Source organism: Trinickia symbiotica, assembly GCF_003028655.1.
GTDB classification, from domain to species: Bacteria; Pseudomonadota; Gammaproteobacteria; order Burkholderiales; family Burkholderiaceae; genus Trinickia; species Trinickia symbiotica_A.
In genome coordinates, this window is record NZ_PYUC01000021.1 from 66,913 (window position 1) to 80,230 (window position 13,318).

The 13,318-nt window shown below is 57.6% G+C and carries 12 protein-coding genes and 1 pseudogene; 3 read left to right on the plus strand and 10 right to left on the minus strand.

Going from position 1 to position 13,318, the window contains the following annotated elements; translation table 11 throughout:
* Positions 1-9 precede the first annotated feature (9 nt).
* The gene (nodU, locus tag C9I57_RS29225; protein WP_107154025.1) at positions 10-1,740 is read left to right on the plus strand and encodes a nodulation protein NodU; all 1,731 of its coding nucleotides are present in this window, start codon (positions 10-12) and stop codon (positions 1,738-1,740) included.
* Positions 1,741-1,905: 165 nt separating this feature from the next.
* A complete protein-coding gene (cysC, locus tag C9I57_RS29230; RefSeq protein ID WP_102607337.1) occupies positions 1,906-2,505 on the plus strand; it encodes an adenylyl-sulfate kinase in 600 nt (199 codons plus the stop codon).
* Between the two features lie 354 nt (positions 2,506-2,859).
* Here the strand turns inward: cysC and C9I57_RS29235 are convergent, their stop codons facing one another.
* The 5 genes from C9I57_RS29235 to C9I57_RS29255 form a co-directional block, all read right to left on the minus strand.
* On the minus strand, positions 2,860-4,203 hold the full coding sequence (locus C9I57_RS29235; RefSeq protein WP_258187886.1) for an MmgE/PrpD family protein: 1,344 nt from the start codon (positions 4,201-4,203) through the stop codon (positions 2,860-2,862).
* 164 nt (positions 4,204-4,367) lie between these two features.
* Positions 4,368-5,144: an amino acid ABC transporter ATP-binding protein gene (locus C9I57_RS29240; RefSeq protein WP_018439676.1), complete on the minus strand. Its 777-nt coding sequence runs from the start codon at positions 5,142-5,144 to the stop codon at positions 4,368-4,370.
* A 1-nt stretch (position 5,145) separates the two neighbouring features.
* Positions 5,146-5,913 (minus strand): amino acid ABC transporter permease, encoded by a 768-nt coding sequence (locus tag C9I57_RS29245; RefSeq protein ID WP_107154027.1) that lies wholly within the window; start codon positions 5,911-5,913, stop codon positions 5,146-5,148.
* Positions 5,914-6,001: 88 nt separating this feature from the next.
* Positions 6,002-6,724 carry an amino acid ABC transporter permease gene (locus C9I57_RS29250; protein WP_107154028.1) on the minus strand — a complete coding sequence of 241 codons (723 nt, stop codon included), beginning with the start codon at positions 6,722-6,724 and terminating at the stop codon, positions 6,002-6,004.
* A 141-nt stretch (positions 6,725-6,865) separates the two neighbouring features.
* Positions 6,866-7,711 (minus strand): ABC transporter substrate-binding protein, encoded by an 846-nt coding sequence (locus tag C9I57_RS29255; RefSeq protein ID WP_223258778.1) that lies wholly within the window; start codon positions 7,709-7,711, stop codon positions 6,866-6,868.
* Between the two features lie 556 nt (positions 7,712-8,267).
* Between C9I57_RS29255 and C9I57_RS29260 the strand changes: the two genes are divergently transcribed.
* Positions 8,268-9,614: an aminotransferase class I/II-fold pyridoxal phosphate-dependent enzyme gene (locus tag C9I57_RS29260; RefSeq protein ID WP_107154030.1), complete on the plus strand. Its 1,347-nt coding sequence runs from the start codon at positions 8,268-8,270 to the stop codon at positions 9,612-9,614.
* A gap of 227 nt (positions 9,615-9,841) precedes the next feature.
* Here the strand turns inward: C9I57_RS29260 and C9I57_RS29265 are convergent, their stop codons facing one another.
* The 5 genes and pseudogenes from C9I57_RS29265 to C9I57_RS29285 all read right to left on the minus strand — a co-directional run.
* Positions 9,842-10,039: a hypothetical protein gene (locus C9I57_RS29265; RefSeq protein ID WP_107154031.1), complete on the minus strand. Its 198-nt coding sequence runs from the start codon at positions 10,037-10,039 to the stop codon at positions 9,842-9,844.
* Between the two features lie 60 nt (positions 10,040-10,099).
* Complete coding sequence (gene hutG / locus C9I57_RS29270) at positions 10,100-10,921, minus strand: N-formylglutamate deformylase (RefSeq protein WP_018439682.1); 822 nt, start codon at positions 10,919-10,921, stop codon at positions 10,100-10,102.
* A gap of 36 nt (positions 10,922-10,957) precedes the next feature.
* A complete protein-coding gene (locus C9I57_RS29275) occupies positions 10,958-12,352 on the minus strand; it encodes a formimidoylglutamate deiminase (RefSeq protein ID WP_107154032.1) in 1,395 nt (464 codons plus the stop codon).
* Positions 12,353-12,530: 178 nt separating this feature from the next.
* Positions 12,531-13,139: a HutD/Ves family protein gene (locus tag C9I57_RS29280; RefSeq protein WP_107154033.1), complete on the minus strand. Its 609-nt coding sequence runs from the start codon at positions 13,137-13,139 to the stop codon at positions 12,531-12,533.
* 2 nt (positions 13,140-13,141) lie between these two features.
* Positions 13,142-13,318, minus strand: a pseudogene (locus C9I57_RS29285) (urocanate hydratase); the annotation flags it as partial.

The window sequence follows — 13,318 nt, forward strand, 5'->3', positions numbered from 1 at the left end:
GGAAATACTATGCGCATCTGCGGCATCAAACTGACCCACGACGGAGCGATTGCCGTCGTCGAGGAAGGGAAGCTCGTCTTTTGCATCGAGCAGGAAAAGCGAGACAACAATCCTCGGTATTTGGCAATCGACGACCTCGATGTCATCGAGATCATATTGTCCGAGCATGGTTTTCGAGTCGAAGATATTGACCAGTTTGTCATCGACGGTTGGGACGGAGAAGTCGAGTCGCAGTTTCGGATACTCAGTGGGTCTATCCCCGTTATTCTGAAAGGGGCTCCTTATGCCGAACGCCAGGCGGATAATCTTCTCGCCTCATACGACGCCTCAGGACTGATTGTCGGCGGCCGTTCCTTCCCTTACAAGAGCTACCCTCACGTGTCAGGCCATGTGGCCTCCGCGTACTGCACTAGCCCTTTCGCTCAAAACGGGCAGCCAGCGTTATGCTTGGTGTGGGATGGTGGGATTGTCCCTCGCCTCTATCATGTACAGCGCCACGGCGCCCGCCTAGTTGATTGCCTGTTCCCCGTCATAGGTCACATTTACGCGGCGGCAGGTCATCACTTCGGACCCTACAAAAAGGCGAATGGTGCAGGATGGGATCTGGGTGTGGCCGGCAAGTTGATGGCTTACATCGCGCTAGGGTCGGTTTACGAAGACATCGTGACGGTATTTCGCGGGCTGTACCATCAACGGTTTGCTGGCGATACTGAATGTGCGCATGATTATCGCGAAAACATCCACGACGCGGACCTATCACTAGCGGCTGTGCGCGACTTCTTCGAAGCAAGCGCACTGCTGCTGGGAGGCAAGCCTCCCGAAGACGTGCTCGCCTCGTTTCATGTCTTTCTTGAGCGTCTACTCATTCATGAAATGGCGAATGCCCTGCAGCGCCATTCGTTTCCGGGACAAAGAAACCTGTGTATCGCTGGCGGATGCGGGCTCAATATCAAATGGAACAGCGCGCTGCGCGCGAGCGGCTTGTTCGACGCGATCTGGGTGCCGCCATTTCCAAACGATAGCGGATCGGCAATCGGTGCCGCCTGCTGCGCACTGGCAACTGACGAGGGTTTCGTGCCGCTGGATTGGTCACTGTACAGCGGGCCGTCAATGAAATGTGACCAAATACCACACGGATGGACGGCCTCGCCTTGCTCCGTGGCCGGACTCGCCAGAATTCTTGCCAATAACAAACCTGTCGTTTTCCTTGCTGGTCGGGCCGAGCTTGGACCACGGGCATTGGGAGGCAGAAGCATCTTAGCCGCTGCGACTTTGCCGGAAATGAAGAATCACCTCAACGACGTCAAGCTTCGCGAGCACTTCCGCCCCGTGGCACCCATATGCCTCGAGGACCGTGCGCCGACCATCTTTAACCCGGGGACTCCCGATCCCTACATGCTGTTCGACCATCAGATTCGGGCGGAATGGCGAGAGAAGATCCCTGCTGTCATGCATCTCGACGGATCTGCGCGATTGCAGACCATTTCAAGAAACTCCGAGCATCCGGTGGCGCAACTTCTGGTCGAATACGAAAGGCTCACGGGTATCCCAGTGCTCTGCAATACGAGCGCCAACTACCATGGGCGAGGTTTCTTCCCGGACGCGGCTTCAGCCTGCGACTGGGGACGCGTCGATCATGTCTGGTGTGATGGCGTGTTACTGACCAAGGCATGCGGAACTGGCCGGCCGTCGACAGTCGACGAAACACTTTCATCTGCGTCTCCGATTGGAGACCGCTGACGCGGGTCATCGGTGCTCTGTACGCCGCTGTCATTTGCGTTGGCAGTTCGCGCTATCACCTCGGGTCCGACGACGATCAAGACATGTTGCCTGGGCGGATTGCTGCGTGTTGACCTGCGGAGTGCAATCTCATTGACGATTCAAATCCCATGTACTGAGGCGAGTATGACGATAGAGGCGTCCGCTCCACATCTTTGCACACACGGCTTTCAGGTTGCTCCCGAGTCAAGGGCACAGTTGCTGCGACAAACACCGGCAATTCTCTGGTTCACCGGTCTGTCCGGGGCCGGAAAATCGACTATCGCCAACAGGGTCGAGGCGCGTCTCCATGCGTCTGGACACCTTACCTACGTCCTCGACGGCGACTCCGTCAGACTCGGGCTTTGCAAAGATCTCGGCTTTTGCAATGACGATCGACGCGAAAATATACGACGCGTTGCGGAAGTCGCAAAATTGATGGCCGATGCGGGGATCGTGGTGCTGGTCTGCCTTATCTCGCCTTTCCGCTCGGATCGAGAGATCGCCAAGTGCACCGCGGGCCAGCATAAGTTCGTCGAAATTCATGTTCACGCACCTTTGGCCGTAGCCGAGGCGCGCGATACCAAAGGACTTTATCGGCTCGCGAGACGAGGGGTGATACAGAATTTTACCGGCATTGACTCGCCGTATGAACCGCCAACGGCCCCGGACATCTTCATCGACACCAGCTCGACGTCCATCAATGAAGCCGCCAATACGGTCTTGGCCTGGGTTAAGAGTCATTGATCAAGCCGATGCACGGCAGCATCGATTGGATACCGCCGAAAAATACCGTTACATCAGCGGCACCGAGCGAAAGCCGTACCGACGCAGCACGCGCGTCGCCCGATCCTCACGGCGGACACGATCGCTCAACAAAAGTGCCCGGCGATGCCGGGCCAACAGCTCGCGAACTCCCGGAACGCGAGCTGGCGTGGAACGTCTCGTACCCACTTTGTTGGGCAGGCAACTTCCCCCTGCCCACGACGTGGCTCATGCACACGGTAACGAAGTTGACAAATGAGATTCGTCCGAAAGTCATGTTGCAGTTGTTCGGACAGTGTTCTGGTTTACCGCTCTCTCGCGATAACGACATCGATTTCAGAGGTACGTTTCCAGTAGATCGACAAATTTTGATAGTTTGTCCATCCCTCGAATTGCGACAAAAAATTCTTCAAGCTGCTGTGGCACACAGCTCGTTCCACGCGCGACAGATTGTCGGAGCTTTCCTATTATGTCATCCCACTCCGGCGGGTCATCCGGGGATCCATGCGGAGCAGCTCTGCGTGTGGCAAAACGCTGCCCATCCTTCAGGACAACCTCGATGCTGCCCACCTCGTTTTCATCAAAGCAAGCAACCATGCGAACTTTCGGCACTAGCACGGCTACGTCCTCGCGATCAAGCGCGGTCGTCTCGAAATCTTCGAGCGTCACTTTTCCGCGCGTTAATGCCACTGCCACCGTGTAGGTCATGCTGAACTTGGCTTCTATGCCATTCCTAGGGTTCGGAAATCGCAGATAATGTGTACACTCTTCGCGAACCGAACAAGTGATTCGCTCAATACTCGACGGATCGAATGTATGTCGACCTTTAATTTCAATTGCCCCATCGATAGCGAGATGCGTGCAACTGCAGCATGGATACAGCTTCACGGCGAGACCAGGACGCAGCAGTTCCCAGTCCCCGCCGAGACCCGGAAGATCAATGCGGTCCACCGACCGGTCCGTCAATGCATCGATAAATCCGGCCTCTGCTTCCAGAATATCAGCGCCAGCCGTGAAGCCTTGCTCGGCAAGGGCGGCTGCCAGATACCCGCCATGTGCTGCGCGCCCACAATGAAGGGCTTTAGTCATAGTCCCCGTGTTTCCGAGCAACCCACCGGCAAATGAACACGCGATCCCCACTGCATGCTGCGTCTGAACAGCATCGAGGCCGCGCAGATTGGCTGCAGCCGCCGCGGCGCCCAAGGTGCCCAGAGTTGACATCGTGTGCCAACCGCGACTCGTATGTGCCGGGCCAACGGCAACCCCGAGCTTGCACGCCACCTCTACCCCAACGGCGTATGCGCGAACTACGTCTGTGCCGCTCGCACCGAGCATGCATGCTGTCGGGATCAGTGCACTGACGATCGGCGCGCTCGGGTGACCGTTCATTGAGTGCTCGCTGGTATCGTCGAAATCGTCCGCGTGTGCACAAACTCCTGTAAGCAAGGCAGCAAGCGCGGGATCATTCCATCGTCCCAGACCGGGCACGATAATTCGGGCACACTCGTCCTCGCGAGCGGAAATCTGTTTTGCAAGCGCAGCAGCACGGGAGGCCGAACCAGCGTAGATGCACGCCAACGTATCTGCGATATGAAGCTTGGCCCGTTCACAGACGACCGCAGGCAATTCACGCACATTAGATATAAAGTCAGCAAGGCTAGTGGTCGCTGAAATTGCCATGACGTCTCCTTTCTTGCGTCGATTTACTAATTTCGGATTCGTCGGTTTAGGATTGCCGAAACAACCGCTCCTCCCCCTCATGTCCTTTTAGAGGGAACGATTGGCTTTCCACCAGACGATAACGGGTCGTCCAAGATCAGAGGTGAGACGAACTCGGCAGGCCATCAGGCAACGCGTTTCAAAAATGAAACAGTGCGCGCGTTCTTAGATTGGGAGAAAATCTGATCGGGTGAACCTTCTTCAATGATGACGCCTTTGTCCATGACAATGACGCGGTCGGCCACTTCACGGGCGAACCCCATCTCATGAGTGACAACGATCATGGTTATCCCGTTTCCTGCCAGTTCCTTCATCACTGCCAGCACCTCGCCGACCATTTCCGGATCGAGTGCACTGGTTGGTTCGTCGAACAGGACGATTTCGGGCTTCATCGCAAGGACGCGAGCAATCGCGACACGCTGCTGCTGGCCGCCGGACAACTGAGCCGGATACTGGTCTTTCTTGTCGGCCAGACCGACTCGCTGGAGTAGCGCGAGTGCATGTTCAGTCGCTTCCTGTCTTGTCTGCTTGAGCACATGCATCGGAGCTTCCACAATGTTCTGGAGCGCCGTGAGATGCGGAAAAAGGTTGAACCGTTGGAAGACCATTCCCACGCTGCGGCGGTTTGCCGTCTTCTCGTTTTCGCTGAGAGGAGCCCTTTTTCCCCCGACAACTTTATGGCTGACACGCGTTCCGTTCACCAAGATCTCACCGTCCTGGATTTCTTCAAGATGATTGATGCAACGAATCAGCGTTGTCTTCCCCGAACCTGAAGGGCCAATGATCACCACTGCCTCGTTGCGTTCCACAGTGAGCGAGACATGATCAAACACCTTCAGGTTGCCAAATGACTTGCTCACATTGCGGAGCTCGACGGCAGGCACAGCGCGACTCTCGGCCATATCAGTTCTCCATCTGTAAGAGAGTGGTAGTTTTGTCGTCCAGCTTCTGCGTCACTGCACGCGGGCTCCAGGAGAGTCGGCTTTCGACCCAACGCTGCAGCAACATCCACGTTCCGCTGAGCAGAAGATAGTAGATGGAGATTGCGCCATAGGCTTCGAAAGTCTTGAAGTTTCCGGAACGCAGGCTGTCAGCCACGTGCACCAACTCGGGAACAGCAATAACACTCAAGAAAGCTGTAGTTTTGAACATCAGGTTGCACTGGTTTCCCAGCGACGGCAGGATGGTCCTAAAAGCCTGGGGCAGGATAATCCTACGCATAGCAAGTGCAGGCGACATACCAAGGGCTTGCGCAGCCTCGTTCTGGCCCTTGTCAATCGACCGGATACCAGCCCGCGTTATCTCGCTCATGTGTGCCGCTTCGTGCATGCTGAACGCTAGAATGCCGGCTACGATACTGCCGCTTATCGAAAAGATGGGCGTATGTACCGTCGACGGAAATAGATCAACACCGAAAAGAGATGGCAGCCCAAAGTAGACCAAAAACATCTGAACAAGAACGGGAGTGCCGCGGAAAAACCAGACGTAAAAGCGATTGAATCCTCTAAACGCTCCGAGACGGCTGGTTCCAAACAATGCGAGCATCAGACCTACGCCAGTACCGACGGCCATTGACGTCAAGGTGACCGATACTGTCACCCACACCGCATAGAGCAATTGTGGTGGTGGCACAAAGACGAGTTCAAGGAAGTAGTGAAGATCGAAATTCATGAGTGCTCTCCCAAGCGTGGAGGTTCGCTATCACCACGGAGTACCGCCGTAGTGAGCGTGATATCTGATAGTCTCGTCGAACCCGATCTCATATCGAACCGAACCCTCTTGAATATCGCTTTTCCAACACCTCCTGTGCGAAACCCCATGCGGTCGTAAGCGCGAGGTAGTAGACGGAGACACCGAGGTAGACCTCGATTGTCTTATAGTTGACTGATTGCACAGCGTCCGCAATAAACAGCATCTCAGGTACAGCAATCAGGTACAGCAGAGAAGTCGCCTTGAACATTCCGTTGATCTGATTGCCCAGCGGAGGCAACATGGTCCGCACAGCTTGCGGCAGTATAACGCGTTGCATAACGAGTCCCGGTGACATGCCCAGCGCTTTGCCTGCCTCCCATTGCCCACGATCCACCGCCGCAATCGCGGCACGCGATATCTCACTGAAGTAGGCCGCTTCGTGCAAAGCGAAGGCTGTCACGCCAGCCACAATTGCGCCCGCGAGGGAGATCACACCGAACAACTGGATGCTTTGCGGAAATAGATCCAGATTGGTTAGATACGGTAGACCAAAATAGATGATGATGACCTGTACCAAAAGCGGCGTACCGCGAAATACAAAGATATATGCGGTGTTGAACCACCGAAGTAGACGCCATGGCGCTAGCCCGCACACGGAGAGCAATAGCCCGAGTAGTACACCGAATGCCATCGACACAAACGTTGTCAATACCGTCGTTAGCAGTCCCCGCAGCAGCGCGAGCGGAGGGTGGAAGACGAAACTTAGAAAATAGCCTACGTCGAAATGCATTTCGAAAATCTCTCCGCTCTTCGATGAAATCCTAGTCAGCCATCTTCATAAAGCTGTCGGGATTCCCGGATTCACTGCTCCTGACGACACAGACATTGAGCGATCACCAGGCGAGCGACATGGCCGGATGCCTTCGCAAAGTCACGAACACGGTTTGTCGTCACGGCACAATGTAACCAGCCCATCCATACCCCATCGCTTGGCCGACTTTTCCACATAGCCGCTGTCATAGAGGGCGAAATAGGCGTTCCGCACGGCCTCCTCGAGCTGAGGATCGTTCTTGCGCATGACGATCCCGATAGTAAGCGGGTCCACGGGAAGTCCGCCTACCTCGAAGCGGTTCTGGATCAGATGGATGAAGTAGCCAATTGTCATGGCATCGCCAACGAACGCGTCGACGCGCTTCAGTTCCAGCTGTCGAAACACGGTGGTGTTTTGCGGGTAGGACTGAATCTCGATCGGTTTCTTTCCTTCAGAAACGGCCTTGCTGCTGGCTTCCTTCAGGAGGCGCTCGGTGGTGCTGGATACCAGAACCGCTGCGCGATGACCGGAAAGATCCGCAAAGTTTTTCAGAGCCAGCGGATTGCCCTTGGGAACCATCAGGCCCAGGCGCATCGTCATGTAGTCAACAAAATTGTAGCGTGCGACACGGGTAGGGCTTTTTGAGCTATTCGACATGACCGCGTCACATTTCCCGGAGTCGAGCGCCGCGAAGATGTCAGCAAAAGGATAGTTGACCACTTCGCTCTTGATCCCCATCGCGGGCCCGATGGCAGACATGATGTCCACATTGAAACCCTTAGGCGTCGCGCCATCTTCGGCAAGGAAGCCACCCGGCGGATTACCGAGTTCCGTGCACAACACGATCTTGCCCGCTTTCGCGAGTTTCTCGGGCGGCTCAACGCTTTTGGCTACCTTGGTCGGTAGTTTGATGTCGTAGGTGGTACCCGCAGCTATGTCCTCAGCACGGGCTGTCAGGGTCGTCATGCTAGCTGCAACGATGAGGCACCCACTGAAGATCGCTGTGTAAGACCGAAGAATCATGGTGTTCCCTTGGTGTGATCGCTTCAAGGCCACTGATCGAAACCTGCCACACTTCAGCACTAGTGCAGCCTGTTGCCTGGATCGAATTGTCGATGGCGTTTCTGCGGACTGGATTTATCAAATGATAGAAAGGATCAGGGACGACCATACACGGTTATGAGCTTGCGCAACCTAAGCCTATCGGTAACGCCGTCAGCCCGAACTCGATCATGGTTGCGCATAGGCAGGGTTGCCAGGCGTCCCGGACTGCATGTCAGGTCTCAGACAAGCATGCACCAGAGTACGGCATGGCTGGATAAATCAGACGACTGCCTTTCATGGAGTGTCTCCGTAGTAAGTTCTCATGCCCGCTTCACGACGCGGCCTCTAAGCCAGCGCCCAAAGCTCGCGATCGCTTTCTTTGCGATCAGATGCCGTTTCTTGAGCACCGTGATCAAAGCATATGTTTATCAAAAAAAATGTACAATGTCTTTTTCGTTATTGAACATTAAGATTGGAGATGGATCTCAAGACGCTCGTTGCGCAGGTCAGTTCGCGGACCATGCGCGGAATCGCTCTGGAGGTGGCCGAACTCATCCGCAACGGAAGGATCCCCATCGGAACTCAGCTGCCTCCGGTTCGCGACCTCGCCGAAGCGTTCGGGGTAAGCCCTGCCACCATATCCGGTGCATGGAAACATCTACGCTCCTTCCGGATGGTCGACGGCGGAGGCCGTACTGGCACATGGGTACGCGGTGATCAGACAACACTGCGGCCAGCACGCTATGAGGACTTCGCAAACTACGGCGAAAACATAGTGGCGGACCTCCGCTTCGCTTCGCCCGATCCGGAACTGCTGCCCGACACCAAATACGCCCTGACTCAGGCACATCAGTTGCGCAATCTTCATAGTTATTCTCGGGAGTCCATCTGCGGCGAGTTGAAGAATGCCGTGGCGCCGGGCTGGCCATATGCCGAATGCATGTTTACTGCTGTTAACGGTGGATACGACGGTCTCCACACCGTGTTGCAGATAATCGTTGTTCCCGGCTGCGCGGTGGCAGTCGAAGATCCAACTACATTGCGCGTGTTCGACATTCTGGAAAAGCTCGGCGCGCGGCCAATCGGCGTCGAATGCGACTCACAAGGACCACTCCCGGAATCGCTTGGGGCCGCCCTTGGGCAGCACCCGGTTGCTTTCGTCTATCAGCCGGGCTCCCATTCGATCACTGGTATGCGCGTGAGCCCGTCACGGCTCGAAGAGATGCGAAGACTTTTAGTGGGTAACGCGACAATGATCGTGGAGCTCGATGGTCTGGCGGGTCTCGCCAGCACCCCTCCCCTTACCCTTGGGTCCGCGTACCCTGAGCGCACTGTGCATATCCGCACGTTCTCAAAATCCCTGGGAACGGACTTCCGGCTGGCCGTGCTTTCTAGCTCCCCGAGATTTGCCGATCAGATCCAGGCACTCAGGAATTTTCGCGAAGGTTGGACCAGTCGGCTATTGCAAAGCGCAGCCGCTACTCTCCTCACCGATCAGAGGTCGTTGCATCAGGTCGCCCTTGCTCGCGACACCTATGCAACCAGACGAGCGCGACTGGCTGCCGCGCTTGCAGAACGCGGATTGTCGGTCTCTGGACAGGACACATTGTGCATCTGGCTGCCTGTCCGGGATCAACAATACGCGCTGGTCACACTCGCTGCGCGCGGGATTGCCGTACAGCCAGGTTCCCGATTTCAGGTTGCGCACCGACCTCATATCCGCGTCGCAACTAGCATTAGCGTTGAACAGGTCGCACTGATCGCCGACGCACTGGCCGAGGCAGCCGGGACCTTCGAGCGACCGATGAGCAGCGACGCACACTGAACTACGATTACCGCGATGCTGACCTAAATGGATCGCGGCGTGGCCAAAGAGGCGCGCTGTCTACCGACCATGATTGCCTTTCGCCGACCCCGATGGATTTCGGCATCTGCGATGGGATTCGAACCTTCAGGTTAGCAGGCCCGGCCTTAAAGAAAGCATTTGCCTGTGGAAGACGTATCGGTCGGGATGGCGGCCTTTACGGCGTGCTTTGTTTGGATTTCAGAACGTCAGTTGTAGCCCAGGATTGCCGCCGAATAGGCATCGGCACCGTCGCTGGCGCTGCTGGCCAATGATGACATCGGCGCCCGCAGCAAGATCGCATACTGCGAATTCTGCGCTGCACTGTTGCTCACTGGATGCGAGTTGAAAGCGGTTGCAGTGTCGGATACCCCGAACGCCGCTATGTTAACTTCAGTGGGAAGCATTTCTCTACCTTCGTTAGAGTTGCTGGACGACAAAGCATGCGGACAGTGGCATCAGGGCCATCAACCATTTCTTCCGGTATGCAGGGTTTCGACGGCACGGCTCACCAGAAATTCGAGTAGCGGCTCAATTCTCGCTGCTCGAATTTCGTCGTACGCATAGGGCATCTGCTCGTGCATATACGTGCGCTGCGAAAGCTCAAGTTGCAGCGCATGGATGCCGTCTTCCGGCCGGCCGTAGTGACGGGTGATGTACCCCCCTCGAAAACGACCGTTTGCGACCGCCGAGTACGCACTGCGGTGCTGTACAGCGTCGGCCATCGCTTCGGCAAGACCCGGTAACGCACTCCCTCCGCCTGCCGTGCCAAAATTGAAATCAGGCAATACCCCGTCAAATAAACGCGGTACCTGCGAGCGAATCGAGTGCGCATCCCACAGCAACACGACACCGTGCTTTTCCTTCAGCGCATCCAGTTCGCGAGCGAGCGCATCGTGATAGGGCTGCCAGTAGACAGCGCGTCGACGCGATATTTCCTGATCTGTGGGCACGTGCCCGCGGCGATAAAGCGGCTCTTTCTCAAATGTGTCGAGTGGCACCAGTCCCGTGGTGTCTTGCCCTGGATAGAGGTTTGCGTCATCAGGTGGGCGATTGAGATCGATCACGTAACGTGCACACAAAGGTTTAATGATCGAGGCGCCAAGCCGTTCCGCAAACGAATACAAGCGATCCAGATGCCAGTCGCAATCGTCGGTTCGCGAAGCCACATCCGTCATCGTTGCAGCGATGTCTTCCGGGATTTGAGTCCCGAGGTGAGGAATCGACAAGAGTAATGGAATCTTGCCTCGATGGAGAAAGAAAACTGGCTCGTCCTTGCGTTCGATCATTTCCGATTCCTGCGGTGTCCTGGATTAATGTCCTGATTAGCGGCCCAGCAACTCGCCGAGCGCGGCCTTGTAGCCCCTATATGCATCTTCTTGGTCACGATGGACGCGGTCCTGCACAACTGCATTGCCACTCACATAGACATCTCGAACAACGTTTTCGCCATGCTCCGCGAAGATCACTGACGAAAGCCATGCGTCCGGCACACCGCACGCGATGCTCGGATGATTCGCGTCCAGGACAATCCAGTCAGCGCGCTGCCCGACTGCGAGCGCACCGACCGCCCGCCCCGTCGCCTGCGCACCACCATCGAGCGCGGCAGCGAACAGACGGTCCGCTACGCGCGGCATGTCGGTGGAGGCAAGCACATTGCGCTCTCGCCGCAGGAGCCGCTGCCCGTATTCAAACAGCCGCAGTTCCGCGCACCAGTCGACGCCGATATGGCTGTCGCTGCCCACGCCGATGCACCCGTTTTGCGCCAGATAATCGTGCGCGGGGAAAATGCCGTCGCCGAGATTCGCTTCCGTCGTCAGGCACAAGCCCGCGACGGCGCCGCTTTTCGCGAGAGCCGTGGTTTCACTGGCGTCGATATGCGTGGCATGCACGAGGCACCAGCGTTGATCGACGTCGAAGCGATCGAACAGCCATTGCACTGGACGCGCGCCTTCCGTTTCGACGCAGGCGCCCACTTCCGCCATCTGCTCGGCGATATGGATGTGCACGGGCGCACCTGGCGACATCGCGTCGAGTCCGTTCAGCAACGCGCGCAACGATTCGTTCGATACCGCGCGCAATGAATGCGGCGCGACACCATAGCGTAATGCGCCGTGTTCGGGGCGCGCGCGGCGCAGCGTGTCAAGCAGGCCGAGCAGGCTGTCGGGCGTATTGATGAAGCGGCGTTGGTCCTCGCGCGGCGGTTGCGCGCCGAAGCCCGCGTACTGATACAGCACGGGCAGCATCGTGATCCCGATGCCGCTCGCGCCCGCGGCATCGACCACGCGCTGCGCGAGTTCGGCCTCGTTCGCATAGCACTGACCATCCTGCATGTGATGCACGTAATGAAACTCGCAGACGGACGTGTAGCCCGCTTTCAGCATTTCGACGTACAGCCATTGTGCGATCGAGGCGAGCGTTTCAGGGGTGATGCGCGCCGCGAAGCGGTACATCAGGTCGCGCCAAGTCCAGAAACTGTCGACGGCATTCGCACGATATTCGGTGAGACCTGCCATCGCGCGCTGGAACGCGTGCGAGTGCAAATTCGGCATGCCGGGCAAAACGGGGCCGCGCGCTCTTTCAACGCCTGCGGGAGCTTGCGTATCGGCTGCGACGGCGGTCAGCGCGCCCTGCGCGTCCCATTGCAGCAGCACGTTGCGCCGCCAGCCTGCGGGCAGAAATGCATCTTCAGCGAACAGCGCGTGAGTAGGTTGAGCCATGTTCAATTCCATTCGATTCGCGCTCATCGAGCTCGACGCAAATGCACTGTTTCACCGCCGCACACTACACGCTCGCACAACGGGCGGCCGATCCATAAGCGATTGGGATCGCCCTGCGGGCAGAGCCTCAGATGGCTCCAGACGGTTTGCTTCATGGCACGGCTGTCTGTGTGGTGAGCTAGCGGGCTTGAGATGGTTCGGTGTAGCGGATAGCGACGGCGACCAACGCGCCCGTTCCTTTGATCTCGCACGCAAGCGCGCGTGCGTCGTCGATGCGCAAGGTGTCGTTCGTCTCGAGCGTCGTCGTGCTTTCCGATGCGCTGTCGCCCGTCGTGACATGCAGCTCGCCATGCGCGCAGAACAGCAGCGCGACATCGGCATCGAGTTGCGCGCGGTGAACATCGCGCCACACGTCGACGTCGCCCGTTGCCGCGCCGCGCCGCACCATCAGGTTGAAATCGCGCGTGGCGCCGTCGACGAGACGCGCGTCGACCGCCGTCTCGCCTGGGAAGCGTGCAATATCCAAAGGCGCGCGCAATGCATGCGTGACGCCGCCCGCTTCATCGAGCAGCATGCCGGCGCCCGACAGTAGCGCAAGTGTCCGGTCGATGCCCGCGAAACGCGAGAACGGACCGGCCTGCGCGACATCGGCGACGCTCACGCGCCACACGAACGCATCGAGCGCCGCGCCTTCGGGAAACGCGGCGACTTCGCGCGTGACGCCGCCGCCGTTCTTCCATGGCGACGCCACGAGACCCGCGCCGCGAATGAGCGTGGTGTTGGTCACGCTCAGCGGCCCAGCATCGGCAGCATGAGACCGGCTTCGCGCGCCGTCTGCTGCGCGAGTTCGTAGCCAGCGTCCGCGTGACGCATCACGCCCGTCGCGGGATCGTTGAACAGCACGCGGCCAAGGCGTTCATGCGCCGCGTCCGAGCCATCGGCGACGATCACGACGCCCGAGTGCTG

Excerpts from the sequence above, each read along its gene's own strand:
- nodU (WP_107154025.1), top strand. The coding sequence starts at position 10 with ATGCGCATCTGCGGCATCAAACTGACCCACGACGGAGCGATTGCCGTC.
- cysC (WP_102607337.1), top strand. The coding sequence starts at position 1,906 with ATGACGATAGAGGCGTCCGCTCCACATCTTTGCACACACGGCTTTCAG.
- C9I57_RS29235 (WP_258187886.1), bottom strand. The coding sequence starts at position 4,203 with ATGGCAATTTCAGCGACCACTAGCCTTGCTGACTTTATATCTAATGTG.
- C9I57_RS29240 (WP_018439676.1), bottom strand. The coding sequence starts at position 5,144 with ATGGCCGAGAGTCGCGCTGTGCCTGCCGTCGAGCTCCGCAATGTGAGC.
- C9I57_RS29245 (WP_107154027.1), bottom strand. The coding sequence starts at position 5,913 with ATGAATTTCGATCTTCACTACTTCCTTGAACTCGTCTTTGTGCCACCA.
- C9I57_RS29250 (WP_107154028.1), bottom strand. The coding sequence starts at position 6,724 with ATGCATTTCGACGTAGGCTATTTTCTAAGTTTCGTCTTCCACCCTCCG.
- C9I57_RS29255 (WP_223258778.1), bottom strand. The coding sequence starts at position 7,711 with ATGACGACCCTGACAGCCCGTGCTGAGGACATAGCTGCGGGTACCACC.
- C9I57_RS29260 (WP_107154030.1), top strand. The coding sequence starts at position 8,268 with ATGGATCTCAAGACGCTCGTTGCGCAGGTCAGTTCGCGGACCATGCGC.
- C9I57_RS29265 (WP_107154031.1), bottom strand. The coding sequence starts at position 10,039 with ATGCTTCCCACTGAAGTTAACATAGCGGCGTTCGGGGTATCCGACACT.
- hutG (WP_018439682.1), bottom strand. The coding sequence starts at position 10,921 with ATGATCGAACGCAAGGACGAGCCAGTTTTCTTTCTCCATCGAGGCAAG.
- C9I57_RS29275 (WP_107154032.1), bottom strand. The coding sequence starts at position 12,352 with ATGGCTCAACCTACTCACGCGCTGTTCGCTGAAGATGCATTTCTGCCC.